This window comes from Variovorax boronicumulans, assembly GCF_030812215.1.
Taxonomy (GTDB): Bacteria; Pseudomonadota; Gammaproteobacteria; order Burkholderiales; family Burkholderiaceae_C; genus Variovorax; species Variovorax boronicumulans_C.
Window position 1 is genome coordinate 95,454 of record NZ_JAUSSG010000005.1, and the last position, 16,249, is coordinate 111,702.

7 protein-coding genes are annotated in these 16,249 nt (G+C 69.2%); 1 reads left to right on the forward strand and 6 read right to left on the reverse strand.

From position 1 onward, the window contains the following. Positions 1 to 19: 19 nt before the first annotated feature. The 6 genes from J2W23_RS15040 to J2W23_RS15065 all read right to left on the reverse strand — a co-directional run bounded on the left by J2W23_RS15040 (position 20) and on the right by J2W23_RS15065 (position 15,156). Positions 20 to 5,497 (reverse strand): two-partner secretion domain-containing protein, encoded by a 5,478-nt coding sequence (locus J2W23_RS15040; protein ID WP_307649295.1) that lies wholly within the window; start codon positions 5,495 to 5,497, stop codon positions 20 to 22. 2 nt (positions 5,498 to 5,499) lie between these two features. Then, positions 5,500 to 7,287, reverse strand: coding sequence for a ShlB/FhaC/HecB family hemolysin secretion/activation protein (locus J2W23_RS15045; protein WP_307649296.1), 1,788 nt, complete (start codon positions 7,285 to 7,287; stop codon positions 5,500 to 5,502). 3 nt (positions 7,288 to 7,290) lie between these two features. After that, positions 7,291 to 9,438 carry a CHAT domain-containing protein gene (locus J2W23_RS15050; RefSeq protein WP_307649297.1) on the reverse strand — a complete coding sequence of 716 codons (2,148 nt, stop codon included), beginning with the start codon at positions 9,436 to 9,438 and terminating at the stop codon, positions 7,291 to 7,293. A 205-nt stretch (positions 9,439 to 9,643) separates the two neighbouring features. Next, complete coding sequence (locus J2W23_RS15055) at positions 9,644 to 12,475, reverse strand: ExeM/NucH family extracellular endonuclease (RefSeq protein WP_307649298.1); 2,832 nt, start codon at positions 12,473 to 12,475, stop codon at positions 9,644 to 9,646. A 286-nt stretch (positions 12,476 to 12,761) separates the two neighbouring features. Further along, positions 12,762 to 14,957 (reverse strand): catalase HPII, encoded by a 2,196-nt coding sequence (gene katE, locus J2W23_RS15060; RefSeq protein WP_176660955.1) that lies wholly within the window; start codon positions 14,955 to 14,957, stop codon positions 12,762 to 12,764. Between the two features lie 46 nt (positions 14,958 to 15,003). Further along, positions 15,004 to 15,156, reverse strand: a complete 153-nt coding sequence (locus J2W23_RS15065; protein WP_307649299.1) for a hypothetical protein — start codon at positions 15,154 to 15,156, stop codon at positions 15,004 to 15,006. 266 nt (positions 15,157 to 15,422) lie between these two features. Here J2W23_RS15065 and J2W23_RS15070 point away from each other — a divergent pair, with 266 nt between their 5' ends. Beyond that, complete coding sequence (locus J2W23_RS15070) at positions 15,423 to 16,241, forward strand: transglutaminase-like domain-containing protein (protein WP_307649300.1); 819 nt, start codon at positions 15,423 to 15,425, stop codon at positions 16,239 to 16,241. Positions 16,242 to 16,249 lie beyond the last annotated feature (8 nt).

Genomic DNA, 16,249 nt, shown 5'->3' on the forward strand with positions numbered 1-16,249 from the left:
TCTTCCCTGAGCGCCGCCGTCAGAAATCGGCGCAGCCGTTGCGCTTCTCGGTGTCCACGCAGCTCGAGAGGTTGGGGCGCGACCGCACGCGCGACCATTCGCGCGCCAGCACATCGCCGCCCTGCGATGCACGGTCGCCTTCGAGCGCGCCGGTCGCAAAGCAGATCGGCGGCGGGCCGATGTTGCGGTCGTAGAGCCAGGTGGAAGGCGGGTCGCGCAGCAGGTCGGGCTTGGGGAAGTCCGGCAACCGGAGCACGGGCGGGGGCGCCGTCGTGACCGTCAGGTCGCCCGGCCGCACATTGACCGCATAGCCCGCGGCGGAGGTGAAGCTGCCGTTGATCGCATAGACGCCCGGCGGGCTGGCCTGCGTCGCCGACGTGCCGGGCGTGCCGCTGAAGCTCGAATCCGTGTCGCCCAGGATCAGGCCGTCGACGCTGTACGTGAAGGGCGGATTGGCCTGTCCCTCGGGGCGGATCGCATTGCCGATCACCACCGTGGCCACGGGTTGCTGCGCATAGATGAAGTGGTTGTCGCCCGGCGACACCGTGACGGTGCACAACCCCAGGTACGCGCAGTGGTACAGGTTGGGCAGCGGGCCCGAGCCGAACAGGCCGCCGCGCGTCTCGCCGACCCAGGTGTCGGCCCACACGCGCCAGGGCGCGCCGGTGATCGTGTAGGCACCCAGGTTCTGGAAGCGCGAGGCCGCCACGAGATCGGTGCCGCTCGTGCTGCTGACGTTGGTGCCCAGCAGCAGGTCGCCGGACAGCGTGCGCACGAACACCGTGTCGGCCGCCATCGAGGTGGCCGACTGGAGTTGCGGCGCATTGCCCGCGGCATCGAAGCCCGTGACGGACACCGATCCCAACTGCACCGTGTCGACATCGACGTAGCGGAAGGCGCCGGCCGCGCCGCCGCCCACCGTGGCCGCACTGACGTTGTTCGGCGCCGTGTCCAGCAGCACGCTGCCGCCGGTGGAGCGCGCCATCAGCGTGCCCGCGGTGATGGGCGCGCCCGCGGCCTGCGTGATGTTGCCGGCGCTGAGCAGCCCGAGCTGCGTCGCCGTGATGGCGCCGCCCAGCTGGATGTTGCCGCCACCGCCGTTCTGCAGGGTCAGTGCGGATGGCAGGGCCAGCGGTCCCACGACATCGATGTTCGCGGCATGCGCGTTGCTCCCCGCCACGATGACGGGGGCCGTGAGCCGCCCGAACTCGGCGGCGGAAACCGCGAAGCCGGTGGCTGCCGTGCCGCCGAGGGTGATCGGCGTGGCCGTCTGGTCCACGCCGTTGCCCGCGGCATCGACACCGCCCGGCCGCAGGTTGATCACGTTGCCGGCGCTGACCTTGCCGTCGATCACCAGCGCATCGGTGCTGCCGTCGTTGCCGGCCCGCAGCACCGTGTTGCCGCCCGCGGACACGATGACGTCCGCAAGGACGGGCGGGACCGCGCCGCCCAGCGGCGCCTGCGGGCCGACCCGCACGCCCGCGCCGTTGCCGACCGACTGGCCGCTCAGCTCGATGTCGCCGGTGCCGGTGGTCACGACCTGCGCGCCCGTGGTCAATCGCACGCCGTCGCCCACGAGGTTGCCGCCGGCCTGACGCAGCCCGCGCACCGTGATGTCGCCGTCGATCGAGCGCAGCGCCGACTGGTCGATGATCACGCCGTGGCCCGGCGACGTGCCCGCGCTGGTGACGCTGTTGCCCACGCCCAGCACGGTGATGTTGCCCGTGGTGGTCGATATCTCGGTCTGCCGGTTCGCAATGCCGGTCGCGACGAAGCGCGACCCCAGGCGCACGCCCGACGCGGCGTCGGCCGTGCCGGTGATGTTCACGTTGCCGGTCGAGGTCGAGATGTGCACGCCATCGGTGCTGACGGCGGCGTCGCCGATGCCGGCCGGCCCGATGCTCCGGCCGACGATCGTGACCGATCCGCCCGCTCCCGCGTCGCTGCGGCCCACGCGGGTGTCGATCTCGTTGCCGTCCAGGTGCACGCTGACGCCCTGGTTGCTGGGGTTGGCCCAGCTGCCGTTCATCACGACGTTGCCGCCGTTGGTGTAGATGTCGCCGCTGTAGCTGATCTGCCCGCCGCCAGTGGCCGTGCCGCCGTTGTTGACGTCGGCGTTGAACACCACGTTGAGGGCACCGCCCCCGGTGGACTGGATCACCGTGCCCGCGTCGCCGCGCACGCTGCGATTGGCATCGAGCTGGAAGGTGACCGCACCCTTGTTGGTGCTGTAGTTGATGTTGACCGCCCCCTTCGCGTTCGACATGTGGATGTCGCCGAGCAAAGGAGAGCCGGTGCTGCCGGTGCCGATCGTCACGCTGGTGCCCGCGTTGAGCGCGGCATTGATGTCGCCGTCCTGGATGGTCGAGGTGGCGATCGGATCGAAGGGGTTGCCGGTCAGGGAGCCCGTGGCAACGCCACTCACGATATCGACGTCGAACGGATCGATCAGCCACGAGCCCACGCTGCCCACCGGCGCCGAGGCATCGACGCGAACGCCGGCCAGGTCGAACTGCGCGCCCGAGGTCTCGACGAAGCCGCCGTTGCCGCCCGCCGCGCCGCCGCGCGCCGAGAACGTTCCGTAGGCGCGCAGTGCGTCGCCCGCGACCACCTTCACGCTGCCCCCGTTGCCGGTGTTCGTGGCGCTCGCGTCCAGACTGGCGCTCGCGCCGATCGCGATGGCGCCGGTGGCCGCGATGTCGATGCTGCCGCCGCCGGTGGCGCCGCTGGCATCGAGGCGCGCGACGAGCTTGTCGCCTCCGCCGAAGTCGACGCCATCGACCACCACGTTGCGCCCGCGCACCGAGATGCTGCCGCCCTTGCCGGTGCTGCTCGCCACCGAGACAAGAGCGTCGGTGGGCGGTGCTGCATTGGCGGACGGCGCGGCATCGAGCGCCTGGAAGTCCGAAAACGAGTTCACGCGCAGCGAGACGTCGGTGCCCTGCGCATCGATGGCCACGGTGCCGCCGTCGGTCCGCAGCGCGTTGGGCTGCCCCGCGTCGGTGCTCACCTGCACACCCCAGGCCGAACTGCCGTCGGGTGTGATGACGATGCCGCCACCGGCGTCGAGGTTGGCGGTGAAGCCTGCGCCGCCCGCCTTGCCCGTGATGTCGATGCGCCGGCCGTCGCCGGCCGTGACGTTGCCGCCGATGAACACGCCGTTGGACCTGCCCGCGGAGCGCCCTTCCTCGGCGAAATCCGCGCTCTGGCGCATCGCGTCGAGGTTGCCGCCGGTGCCCGTGATGCGCACGTCGCCGCCCGCGGCGACGCTGGCATTGCTGCTGATGTCGACGCCGGTCTGGCTGAAGATGCTGGCCACCGGCATCTCTGCCGTCCAGTCGGTGCCGCGACCGGTGAGCGTCACGTCGCCGCCGGTCGAAGCGACGGTGCTGCCGTAGCCCACGTTGACGCCGTTCCCGCCGACGCCGCCCACGCCATCGACGCTCACCGTGCCGGTGCCGTCGGCCTTCACCGTGCTGAACCAGAGCGCGACGCCCTCGCTCGACGAGAAGCGCGGGTTGCCGCCGTCGTCCGTCGCCACCCACGCGCGCCCCTGACCGCGCAGGCTGACGATGCCGCCGGCGTTGGTGGCCAGCGTGCTTTCGCTCAAGTAGATGCCGGCGAGCCACTGCTCGTCGGAATGAGACGAGGAGCCGCCCACCGCGCGGCCGTTGAGCGCATCGCCCTGGCCGAAGAATCGGATGTTGCCGCCGTTGGCGTCGATGGTCGCGCCCACGAGGCGGATCGCGCCCGCATAGTCGGCCTCGAAGTTCGGATCGCCGCCGGTCACGGATATCTGCGCGGGGTCCGCCGCACGGGCCGCGATGGCGCCCGTCGAGTCGGCGTTGAAGTCCACGTTGAGCGCACCCTGCTTGGAGGTGATCGCGGAGCCGTTGTCCATGCGGATGCTGCCGGCGGAATCCACCCGCAGCGTGGAGGTGCCGCCTTCCTGCTTGACCACCTGCACGTTCTCGCCGAAGCGCACGCCGCGCTGGTCGCCGATGGCGCCGCTCGCGAGCGTGACGTCGGTGCCGCGGCCCAATGCGTTGCCGACGCTGCCTGCATCGACGGTCGCGCCTGCTGCGATGCTCGGATAGTCGGCCTGGTACGCCGGCACATCGGCGCTGTTGACCACCTCGAGGTTGCCCGTCGGCGTGTCGATGCGCCAGCTTCCGTTGCCGCCGCCGTTCGCGCCGCCGCCGGCATCCACGCGCGCATCGCCGATGCGCAGGCCGTCGGCCTTGGTGATGATGGTGCCGCCCTTGCCGCTGCCCGCGCCGCGCGCGCTCAGTTCGCCGAACACCTGTGCGTGCGATTCGCGCGCCGGTGCGGTGCTGCCGTCCGGCAGGACCTGGCCCTCGGCCGTGCCCACGTCGATGGTGCCGCCCGCGCCCTGTCCGGTCGCATTGGCGCGCAGCGCCGAGCCCGACGACAGCGCGACGTCGTAGCCCCGCACGGTCACCGTGCCGCCGCCGGCCTGCCCGCTGGCATCGACCACCGCCTGCTGGCCTTCGCTCGTGGCCTGCAGTTGCACCTGCCCCGCCGCGATGCGGATGCTGCCGCCGCGCTCGCCGGCCGCGGCACCCGTGGCATCGAGCGTGCCGCCGGTCATCGCGACCTGGTTGTCCTGCCCGCCGCCGAGGAAGATCTCGCCGTTGCGCGTGCCGATGGTGCGCGCGCGCACCGTGCCGGTCTGGTTGACCACCAGCTCGCCCACCGTGGTGGAGCTGCCGACGAGCGCCACGCGCCCGCCGTCGGCCTGGATCGTTCCGCTGTTGCCCACGCTCGCGCTGGTGGCCATGGCATCGGGCGCGATCACGAGGTTGGTGAGCCCGTCGCCCACGAGGTCCAGCGTGATCTTGCGGCCCGAGGCCAGCGCGACCGTGCCGCCGTCGGCCGTGATGGTGCCGGTGCTGCCGTTGCCCACTGCCGCGCCCATCAACACCACGGGCCCGCCGCCGGTGGCGGTGATGCTGCCGAGGTTGCGCACCGAGGCTGAGTTGGCATCGGCGCGCTCGAAGGTGAGCTTGGTGGCGCCGTCCATGAAGCTCTGGTTGGAGGTCGTCAGCGCCAGCGTGGAGGCGATGAGGCCGCCCACGTTCACCGTCGCGCCCTGGCTGAACATCACGCCATTGGGGTTGACCAGGATCACGCGCCCGTTGGCATTGAGCTGGCCCGCGATGGTCGAGAGTTCGTTGCCGGTGACACGGTTGAGCAGCACGCTGCTGGCGCTCGGCTGCACGATGTCGACGACGCCGCCTGCACCGATCGAGAAGGTCTGCCAGTTGGCGATGCCGCGTGCGAGCGGCTGGTTGATGCTCATCACGCTGCCGCTCTGCGTCATCGTGACGCCGCCGGCGATGGGGAGAAAGCCCGTGGGCAGCACCTGCGCGATGGCCGGCGAGAGGCCCGCGCACAGGAGCGAGATTGCCAGGGGCCGCAGTTGCAGGCCGCGATGGTGGCGGGGCCGTTGGCGGGAGGGATTGCGTTGCTTCATGGTCAGAACGCCTTGATGAGCTGCACGTAGAGGCGCGGATTGCGCCCACCGCCGTCGGTCTGCGCCGGCGGCGTGCCGGCACGCCAGGCGAGCGTGGCGTTGATCGAGAAATTGCCCGGCCGCGACCAGCTCACCCCGACGCCGTAGCCGCGCAGGCTGTGGCTGTTGGGGCCGTCGAAGACCGTGGGGTTGCGCACGATCTTTCCGCGTGCGGCGTCGTAGAACACGAAGGGCGTGAGCTCATCGTTGAACGACCAGCGCCACTCGACCGTGCCGATCACGCCCTGGTCGACCAGCAGTTCGCCCGAGGGGTACGCACGCACCGCGCGCGCGCCGCCGAGCGCGAGCTTTTCCGAACCGTCGAGGTTCTTGCTCGCCCATTGCCCGCCGACCGAGAGGTACAGCGAGTGGCGCGGCACGATGGCCTGCAGCCGCGAGAGCTGGAAGCTCAGCTTGGTGAAGCCGCCTTCGGTGCGGTGGCCGCCGAGGCTCTGGTCGGCCAGGCGGCTTTCCGGATCGCGGATCGTGAGGTTGCCGTGGTAGAGCGTGCCCGAGCTCGCCCAGTAGCCGCCACCCAGCACCTCGTCGCGGCGCTCCCAGGTCCAGCCCATGCTCAGGCCATGGATGCGCTTGCGCGAATTGGTGTTGGCGATGCCGACCTCGTCGGTCAGGTCCTTGATGTCGGCGCCCAGGCGCAGGAACAGGTTCTGCTGGCGCTGGCGGATCAGCGGGTAGTTGAGCGAGAAGTCCAGCACGTTGGCGCGGCCGCGCGCCTCGTAGTCGGCGAACTGGCCGCCCAGCTCGTAGTTCACGCGTGCCAGGCCCACCCCGGCGCGCAGGCCGCTGGTGCCGATGGGCGCCTCGTACGCGATGCGGCCGAACTGCAGGTCGTTGCTGTCGGACACCATCAGGCGCATGTCCAGGTTGTCGCCGATGCCGAAGGGGCTGAGCCAGCGCGCGGTGCCGCCGACACGGTAGCGCCCCGATTCCTTGGTGCCGTGGTTGTCGGCCTCGGCCGTGAAGGCCCAGCGCGGCGCGGCGGCCACTTCGACCGCGAGGTCGGTGGTGCCGGGCGACGTACCTTCCTGCAGGCCCGACGACACCTTGACGCCGGGCTGGTCCGAAAGCAGCAGCATCGAGCGCTCGTAGCTCTGCGCGCTGACCGCTTCGCCCGGTTGCAGCGGCGCGAGGAAGCCGCGCACGCGTGCCTCGCTGATCGGCGCATCGGGCGCCACCACCACATCGACCTTGCCCAGCCGCCCTTCGATCACGCTGATCTCGACGATGCCGTCGCGCACGGTCTGCACCGGCACGATGGCCTGCGCGAGGAAGTAGCCGCGCTCCTTGTAGCGCGCGGTGATCGCCTGCGCGAGCCCTTCGAGATCGCCCAGCGTGACATCGCGGCCGATGTAGGGCGTGGTGATCGACTGCAGCTCTTCGTTGGTCAGCGCCTTGACGCCGTTCAGGCGCAGGTCGTTGAGCTTGAACGTCGTGCCGGCGGGGCGCGGCGGTGCGGGCAGGCTTTGCGGCGCGACGGCACCTGTGGCTTGCGCGAGCGGACGGTCGCAGGTGCCGCACGGGTCCTTGGTGGGGAGCAGTTCGGTGGTGTCGCCCGCATCGTTGGCCGACGCGGCTTGCGATTCGGCTTGTGCCTGTTCTGCGGCGTGCGCGCGATCGGCCGCCATGAAAAGCATGGCCGATACCAGGGCGCCCGTGGCCCAGGCGACGGGACGCAGTGCATTACGCGGAACAAGGGCGATGGAGCGGTTGCTGTTCATGGCATTGCGCATGGTTCAGCTCCCTACCGTCAAGCGCCAGTTGCCGATCAGGTTGAACGGCGCCCAGAAGAAGGGATGAGACATCTTGGGGTCCTTCAGCACGGCGAGTTGTCCGGCCTGCATGGCTTTCTGCAGGTCGCGGCCCTTGGAGAGCTCGCCGTAGAGCGTGCCCATGAGCACCGCGGTCGCGTCGTCCGACACGGGCCACAGCGAGGCGATCAGGCTGGAGCTGCCGGCCGAGAGGAACGAGCGCGTGAAGCCCAGCACCTCGTCGCCCTGCGCGATGCGACCGAGCCCCGATTCGCAGGCCGACAGCGTGACCAGCGCGGTGCCGTCCATCGGCAGGCCGAGGATCTCGTGCGCTTCGAGAAAGTTCTGCTTGCCGCCTTCGTTGGCCAACAGGATGCGCGAGTACAGCGGATCGACCGCATCGGCCTCGGCGTGCGCGGCCACGTGCATCAGCGGCGAGCGCGCGGCCACGTCGCGGAACTGCGTCTTGGTGGCGGCCGCACCCATGAACACGGTGTTGCGCGGGAAGAGCTGCGCGAGCTGCTTCACCTCGGTCTCGGCGCCGGGCAGGTCGTACTTGTCCTCGATGCGTGGATTGCCGAACGCGGTGAGCGACGCGTTCACACGCGGCGTGCGCTGCGCGAGCTGCACCGCGATGCTCATCGACGGCGCGACCGACACCGGGTGCGTCTCGATGAGGTAGCGGCCGTCCAGCCGCAGCGCCTGGAACGGCAGGTAGTGCAGCGGGCCGTGCGGCACGATGACGAGGCGCTGCCCCGGCGCGAGGCCCAGCGGCCCGAGCAGCGCGGCGCCGAGCTTGTCGGCGTTGGTGATGGCGGTGCGGCGTCCACGCACGATGGAGTTGCGGAAGGTCTCGACCAGCTCGTTGAGCTCGTCGCGCTTCACGGCCACCGTCTTCTCCTGGATGGCACTCGGGCTCACCACCCACACCACCAGCCGGTCGGGCAGCGAATGGAACTGCACCACGCGCTCGTCGGCCGCCAGCGTGCGCTGCAGCGTGGCGAGGTCGACGGTGTTGGATGCCTGCTCGCTGACCTTCGCGCGGCCGCGCACCGCATCGAGCAGCGCACGCGAGCGGCTGTGCTCACTGACCTCGAAGGCGGCCCGCGCATCGCCCGCATCGCTGTAGACCGACACGCCGCGCTCGAACACCGATTGCAGGTCCGAGAACAGGCCCATCTTGAATTCTTCGCTGCGGAATCTGGCGCGCACCTTGTCCACGCCGCCCAGCGCCTGGCCCACGGCTTCGGCCGCGGCCTGCTTCTGGCCCAGCGCGATCTCGCTGCGCGCCACGCCGTCCCAGGCCCAGAGGCGGTAGTACTCGGTGTCGGCGCCGACCTGGCGCGCGGTGAGCGCGCGGTACATGTCGCGCGCCTCGGCCGGCTTGTTCTCGGCCAGCAAGAGGCGGGCGCGGGTGCGGTCGAGTTGCGCGGTGAGCGGTGCGTCCTTGGGCGGCGCCATGGTGCCGAGCACTTCGCGCGCCCGCACGGCATCGCCCGATTCGATGAGCGCGTTGACCAGCGAGGCCTGCACCAGCGGCGCATAGCGCGGCGAGCTGTTGGCGAGCGCCTCGTCGTAGCTGAGCACGGCGCCCGCGAAGTCGCCGCGGCGCGTGCGCACGTCGCCGATCACCTTCTGCACCGGGCCGACCACCAGCTTGGGATCGCGCGCCGGGTGCTTGAGCGCTTCGCGTGCGAACTCCTCGGCCTTTTCGAGCTGGCCCGAGTAGCTGTAGACGATGGCCAGGTCGCGATTGGCCATGGCCATGAGGTTGGGATCGCGCGTGGCGTTGGCCAGGTGCAGCGCCTTGCTCGCGGCACGGATGCTCTGGCGGAACTCACCGGCCTCCGCCAGCGCGACGGCCTGGCTGCAGTACTGGTAGCCCGAGAGCTTGACCGCGTCCTGCCCGTAGAGCACGGCGCCTTCGCTGGTGAGGGCCAGCAAGGTGTCGGTGTCTGCAAGCCGCGCTTGCTCCGCCTTGTTGGCCGCGGCTTCGGCGTTCGGTGCTTGCGGCTGTGCCGGCACCGAAGGACCGTAGCCCAGGAGAAGAATGCCGGCCAGGCCGAACGCCCATGCGATTCCCGCACGGCCACGTGCGGGGCGCTCCCATCCCCATCTTGAAAACCACGCCATTGGACCCCCGCACGCGGCCGGTGCACCTGCTGCTGGTGTTGCAACAGATGCTCGACGCCGCGGAAGTGCGCGCCGTTCAGGCCTCGTGGAGAAAGTCTAGGAGGGGGTACTCTCCGCGGCTATTCGCAATACGGTCTAGCGCAAAAGGACTAAGTCATGAAGGCGAAACAGGCCCGAGGACCGATTTCGCCGGTTCGCCGTGCGCTCAATTCACCGCGTGCGCGCCGAGGCCCGCGGAGGTGTCGATGGGAAAGCTGTCCCATTCCACCGACGGATCGAAGGCGAGGCCCGGGTTGCGGTCCCCGGCCTTGATGGTCGGCTTGCGGCGCAGCGTCTGGTTCAGCGTGCTGACGCCGCCGACGCCGGTCCATTCGGTGCCGGGGTCGGTGCCGACCTGGCCGAGGCGGTCGATGACCACGCCCGATTTTTCCAGCGTCAGCGCATCGTCGCCATTGAAGTTGATGACGCTGCTGTTGATGACCGTGCCCGGCGGCTTGAAGGCCGCCGTGGCGGCGTTGTTCGCGAGCACCAGCACGGCGCCGGCGGGCAGGGTGCCGGTCAGCGGCGCGAAGCTGCTCGGCGCGGCCGCGCCGTTGGAATACAGGTTCAGCGTGTAGAGGCTCAGGTCCACGGCCGCTGCGGTCGGGTTGTAGATCTCCAGCGCCTTGTTGGTCGCCGAACCTTCCACGTACTCGCTGAAGAAGAGATCCGGCGCGCCCGGTGGCGTGACCACCACCACGGTGCTCACGTTCACGCTGCCCGATTGCACGGCGATCTGGCCCGCGGAGTTGGTCAGCGTGACCACCACGTTGAAGGTGCCCGCGGCCGCGTAGGTGTGCGTGACCACGCCCGTGCCCGGCGCTGTCGTGGCAGCGGTGCCGTCGCCCCAGTCGACCGACAGCGAAGCCAGCGTGGCCGAGCCGCCCGGCGTGGCTTCCGAGATGTTCACGCTGTAGGTCTCGCCGACCTTCACCGCGGCCGGGATCGATGCGGTGACGATGGGTTGCGCTACGGCGGCATCGGCCGTGAGCGTGAGGCCGACCAGCACGGGGTCGTGGTCCGACGCGCGGAAGGGCGTGGGGGCGTAGCGGTCGTCGGTGGTGAAGTCGGTGTTGTAGTCCAGCGCCGTGGGCTCATCGGAATTGATGTGCCACACGCCCACGCCGGTGACCTGCGTCTTCAGCGAAGCCGAGGCGTAGGAGTGGTCCAGCGCGCCGGTCTCGCCGCCGAAGACATAGGTGTAGCGGTCGTTGGCGGGCATGCGCTTGAGCAGGCTCTCGTTGCCGGCAGCTTCCAGCTCCTTGGTCGGGTCTTCGAGCAGGTAGCTGTTGAAGTCGCCCATCATCAGCACGTCGTTCTCGGGCGTGCCCATGAGCTTGAGCTTGCCGACGAAGCTGTTGAGCGCCTTCGCCTGCTCGATGCGCGCGAGGTTGAAGCAACCCTGGCCCGCGTCGATGTCGCCCGTGGTGGGGCAGCTGCCCTTGCTCTTGAAATGGTTGACCACGAACCAGAAGCCGCCGTTGTTGCCCACCGTGCTGAACCGCTGCGCGAGCGGCGGCCGGCCGCTCGCGGCGGTGTAGTTCGCGAGGTCCGCGCCCGTCGGCAGCACGACGTTGCCCACGCGCTGCACCTTCGCGGGCTTGTAGAGGATGTCCACCTTGATGGCGTCGGTGCCGAACACGCCGCTGTGCACGGCGGCATAGGTGCCCGCGCCGACCTTGGCGTTGAGGGCGGCCAGCAGGTCGTTCGTTGCCACGTCGGTGTTCTGGATTTCCATCAACCCGACCACATCGGCATCGAGCCCCGCGATGGCGGCCACGATCTTGGCTTGCTGGCGCTGGAACTCGACAAGGTTGTTGGCGCCGCGGCAGTTGCCCGCGGCTGCGGGACCGGTGCCGAACGAACAGCCCTGGCCGGTCTGGCCCGAGGCCGTTTCTCCGTTCAGGAACGTGGTGAAGTAGTTCAGCACGTTGAAGCTCGCCACCTTGAGCGTGCCGCTCACCGCCGGTGCGGTGGGCTGGCGCGCATTGGTCTGCGCGAACACCGGCGCCACCGTCGGCTGGATGCGGTAGGCGCCGAAGTTGTGGCTCAGGATGCCGGTGACCTTCTGCGTCGTGTCGCCCATGCGCCGGGTGCCGTCGGTGCCGGGCGCGCTCATGTAGGGAATGGGATTCGGGTTCTGGGGCGAGGCGCCGTCGTCCAGCACGATGCGCGAGAGCAGGTTCTCTGCATGCGTGGCCGCCGCGTTGCCGTTGGTGGGGTTGAACTGCCGCCCGTTGAGCGACAGCACCATCTGGCCGTAGCGGCCCAGCTCGAAGAGTTCGGTCACGGCCAGCGGCTGCGCGATCTCGACCAGCATGCCTTCGTAGCGCTCCAGCGTTTGCTCGTTCGCCACCGGCAGCGTGATCTTCGTGGGCGCGATGACAACGCCGCTGCCGCAGACGCTGATGGCCAGCGGGTCGCCGCTGGTGCCCGCGATCTGCGTGATGGCATCGGGCTTGGCGCCGGCGCCCGCGGTCTGGCCGAACTCGGTCACCGCGCCCGAGACCTGGACGTAGTCGCCCACGGCCACGCGCGTGGCGTTGCCCGGCGCGTAGACGAAGATGCCTTCGGAGGTCGCGGGGTCGGCGTCGGGCACGAGTTGCTGCACGAAGAAGCCGTTGAGCTTCACGCTGGTGGTGCCGGTGTTCTGGAAGTCGCCGACGACCACGCCGCGCACGGTCACGGCCTGTGCCGCCATGGGGCTCAGGTCGCCCGTGCCCTGAATCGCCGAGATGGCCGTGAGCGGCGCATGGGCCGGCACGGCGGCGGCGCAGGTGGGCGGTGTGACCGGCGGATTCTCCGGCGGTGTTCCGGGGGGCGTTTCCGGCAGTGTGGTGGGTGGCGTCGTGGCCGGCGGCGCATTGCCCGAAGGCGGAGGGATCAGCGGGAACGAAGCGTCGCCATTGCCGCCGCCACCGCAGGCGGTCAGCACGAGGACCAGTGTCAGCGCCAGGAATTTGAGTTGCCGGATGGACCTCGATGCCGGATGCGTCATGTGGGAACTTTTTGAATGAAATAAGAAACCGCGGGCGAGCAGCGGCTGTTCTAAGTTTCTTGTGTGTCATCCCCGAGTAACCCCGATTGCACTTGGATGACTGCGCAAGCGCGGCCCTGTCGTGGGCAACCCGCACACAGCGCAGCACGACGCCGTCAACGCGCGCCGGCGCGAAGTTCAAGCATGGGAGTGGTGTGCGTGTGGTGAGTGGTGCGCGAGACGCGGCTCGCGCACGCCGGGCACGAGGAGCGCCCGGCGGATCGGCCTGGATGGCCTGTACTGCTTGCTAGGCAGGCACCGCGTCGATGTTCACGCGATCCCAGTGCCGATGCTTCGCGATCGCCGCGACGAAGTCCTGCGCGATCTGCAGCGCCGCCGTGCTGTCGCCCAGGTTGGTGACCGGCGTGGCGGCCACGACCACGCCCGCGGGCGCATCGCTGTCCGCGCCGATGCCCAGCGTCGAGAGCAGTTGCACGCCCTCGCCCACCGTGCAGATCGCCTTGCAGTGCTTGTAGGCCTCCAGCACGAAGTGCACCGCATCGCCGGTCGCCGACATCGCAGCCGCGCTGTCGGCGCCGGCCGGCACCAGCACCGCATCGAACATCACCGAGGGCGTGTTCGCGAACGTCATGTCCACATCGATCTGCCGCTTGGATGCACTGGCCACGGTGCCCAGGCGCGGGCCGACGATCTTGCATTGCGCGCCCGCCTGCTCGAGCGCGTCGCGGATCGGCTTGAGTGACGCCGAATCGACACCGTCCGCCACGAGGATCGCGATCTTGCGGGTGCGGATCGAACCGTCGCCGGTATCCGCCATGCTGAGCGCGGGCGACTCGTCGATGGGCAGCGCGATGCGATGGTCGCGAAAGCCCGAGCGGCCCGCCGCCGCCTTGGCATCGGGCTCGCCGATGCCCAGCGGTTCGGCCACGCGGCGCGCGAGCTTCTCGTCCACGTGCGCGAGGTTGTCGACCATGCGCTGGCGGATCGCCGGCACCTCCAGCTTGGAAAGCTCGAAGCGGAAGGCCGCGATGATGTGTTCCTTCTCGGCCGCGCTCTGGCTGTTGAAGAACAGGCGCGCCTGCGTGAAGTGGTCGTCGAACGAAGGGCTGCGGCGGCGCACCTTGGGCGCATCGATCTCTTCGGGGAACGACTGGAAGCCGTTGCTGCCGCCATCGACGCGGAACTCCGTGCCGCTGCCCAGCGTGTTGGGCTCGTAGGCCACCTGGCCGCGCGCGATGGTCTGGCGGTGCATGCCGTCGCGCTGGAAGTTGTGGAACGGGCACACGGCCTTGTTGATCGGTAGTTCGTGGAAGTTCGCTCCGCCCAGGCGCGAGATCTGCGTGTCGGTGTACGAGAACAAGCGCCCCTGCAGCAGCGGGTCGTTGCTGAAATCGATGCCGGGCACCACGTGGCCGGGGTGGAAAGCCACCTGTTCGGTCTCGGCAAAGAAGTTGTCGGGGTTGCGGTCGAGCACCAGCCTGCCGATGCGCTGCACGGGCACCATTTCCTCCGGAATCAGCTTGGTGGGGTCGAGCAGGTCGAAGCCCAGCGAGTGCTCCTTGTCGGCCGGGATGATCTGCACGCCCAGCTCCCATTCGGGGAAGTCGCCGTTCTCGATGGCTTCCCAGAGGTCGCGGCGGTGGAAGTCGGCGTCCTTGCCGGCGATCTTCTGTGCCTCGTCCCACACCAGGCCGTGGATGCCCAGCTTGGGCTTCCAGTGGAACTTCACGAAGTGGCTCTCGCCGTGGCTGTTGACGAAGCGGAAGGTGTGTACGCCAAAGCCTTCCATCATCCGGTAGCTGCGCGGAATGGCCCGGTCGCTCATCGCCCACATCAGCATGTGGGTGGTCTCGGGCATGAGCGAGGCGAAGTCCCAGAAGGTGTCGTGTGCGCTCGCGGCCTGCGGCATCGCGTGATGCGGCTCGGGCTTCACTGCGTGCACGAGGTCGGGAAACTTCATCGCGTCCTGGATGAAGAACACCGGGATGTTGTTGCCCACGAGGTCGTAGTTGCCTTCGCGGGTGTAGAACTTGACGGCGAAGCCGCGCACGTCGCGCACCGTATCGGCCGATCCGCGTTCGCCTGCCACCGTCGAGAAGCGCACGAAAACGGGCGTCTTCACATCCGGGTCCTGCAGAAAGTCCGCCGAGGTGAACTGCGACATCGACTTGTAGACCTGGAAATAGCCGTGCGCCGCCGAGCCCCGCGCATGCACCGCGCGCTCTGGAATGCGCTCGTGGTCGAAGTGCGTGATCTTCTCGCGCAGGATGAAGTCTTCCAGCAGCGTGGGTCCCCGCACCCCCGCCTTCAGCGAGTTGTGGTTGTCCGGAATCTGCAGCCCCTGGTTGGTGGTCAGGTGCGCGGGATGCTCGGTGGTGAAGCCATCGAGCTGCAACTGCTTGGTGTTGCGGCCATCACCGGACTTGGCGGTCTTGGCGGCATTGGCGCGGCGACCTGCGGCGGCCTTGTTCTGTGGCGTCATCGGGGACCTGGAATCTTTCATGGAGAGAAGGGAGAAAGGGAGGCGGTCAGCCCATTTCGTTGGGGTTGTCCATGAACATGTCGAGCACATTCACCACGGCGATCAGGCAGATGCAGCCTGCGACCGCGGCAACGGCCCAAACCAGGATCTCGTCGCCCAACGGACCGCCGAGCGCGCTGAACAGCGAAGAAAGCTCCATGATTTCCCTCCAAGGAATATCTGAATGAACAGGCTGTCGAGGTTAGGTTTCGACGCGACTGTTACCCGTAGTGGCGCCCCTCCCTCGCTTGTGGGAGAGCGTGCGCCCCGGCGGTAGGAGCGCGACTACAGCGCATTGCGGCGGACTACGACGCATCGCGGCATGTCGCCGGGCTGCCCGCGGCGCCCTGTCGCATAGCATGGGTCAAAGGCGGCACCGATCGTGCTTGTCTTGTCCTCTCCGACTCACTCAGGGAAGAAATCCAAATGCAGATCAGGATCGGCTACGACATCGAGCTGGGCGTCACCGCCCCCACCGCGCTGATCTACATGCTGCAGGTGCATCCATCGCGCGCCGGCGACATCCAGGGCAGCGAGCACATCACCATCAGCCCGCCGCTGGTCACCGACCATTACCGCGACAGCTTCGACAACCAGTGCGCGCGCGTGCACGTGCCCCCGGGGGTCACCAGCGTGCGGCTGCGCAACCACGCGACCGTGTTCGACACCGGCGCACCCGATCCGGTCGACCTGGGCGCCATCGAGCACGCGGCGGCCGACCTGCCGGTGGGCACATTGCCTTTCGTGCTGCCCAGCCGCTACTGCGAGGTCGACAGCGAGCTGCTGCAGTTCGCATGGGCCAACTTCGCGAACGTGGCACCGGGCTGGCGCCGCGTGCAGGCGATCTGCGACTTCGTGCACAGCCACCTGCGCTTCGACTACCAGAACGCCCGCGCCACGCGCACCGCGCTCGAGGGCTTTCGCGAAGGCACGGGCGTGTGCCGCGACTTCGCGCACCTGGCGGTCACGCTGTGCCGCTGCATGAACATTCCGGCGCGCTACGTGACCGGCTACCTGGGCGACATCGGCATTCCGCCGGTGCGCTATCCGATGGACTTCAGCGCGTGGTTCGAGGTGTACCTGGGCGACCGCTGGCACACCTTCGATGCGCGCCACAACACGCCGCGCATCGGCCGCATCGTGATGGCGCGCGGGCGCGACGCGGCGGACGTGCCGATCACGATGGTGTTCGGCGCGAACACGCTGGAGCGCTTCAATGTGACGACGGAGGAAGTGCTGCAGTAGCGCTCCCT

Coding starts and splice junctions, on each gene's coding strand:
- J2W23_RS15040 (WP_307649295.1), bottom strand. CDS start 5,497: ATGAAGCAACGCAATCCCTCCCGCCAACGGCCCCGCCACCATCGCGGC.
- katE (WP_176660955.1), bottom strand. CDS start 14,957: ATGACGCCACAGAACAAGGCCGCCGCAGGTCGCCGCGCCAATGCCGCC.
- J2W23_RS15070 (WP_307649300.1), top strand. CDS start 15,423: ATGCAGATCAGGATCGGCTACGACATCGAGCTGGGCGTCACCGCCCCC.
- J2W23_RS15045 (WP_307649296.1), bottom strand. CDS start 7,287: ATGCGCAATGCCATGAACAGCAACCGCTCCATCGCCCTTGTTCCGCGT.
- J2W23_RS15050 (WP_307649297.1), bottom strand. CDS start 9,438: ATGGCGTGGTTTTCAAGATGGGGATGGGAGCGCCCCGCACGTGGCCGT.
- J2W23_RS15055 (WP_307649298.1), bottom strand. CDS start 12,475: ATGACGCATCCGGCATCGAGGTCCATCCGGCAACTCAAATTCCTGGCG.
- J2W23_RS15065 (WP_307649299.1), bottom strand. CDS start 15,156: ATGGAGCTTTCTTCGCTGTTCAGCGCGCTCGGCGGTCCGTTGGGCGAC.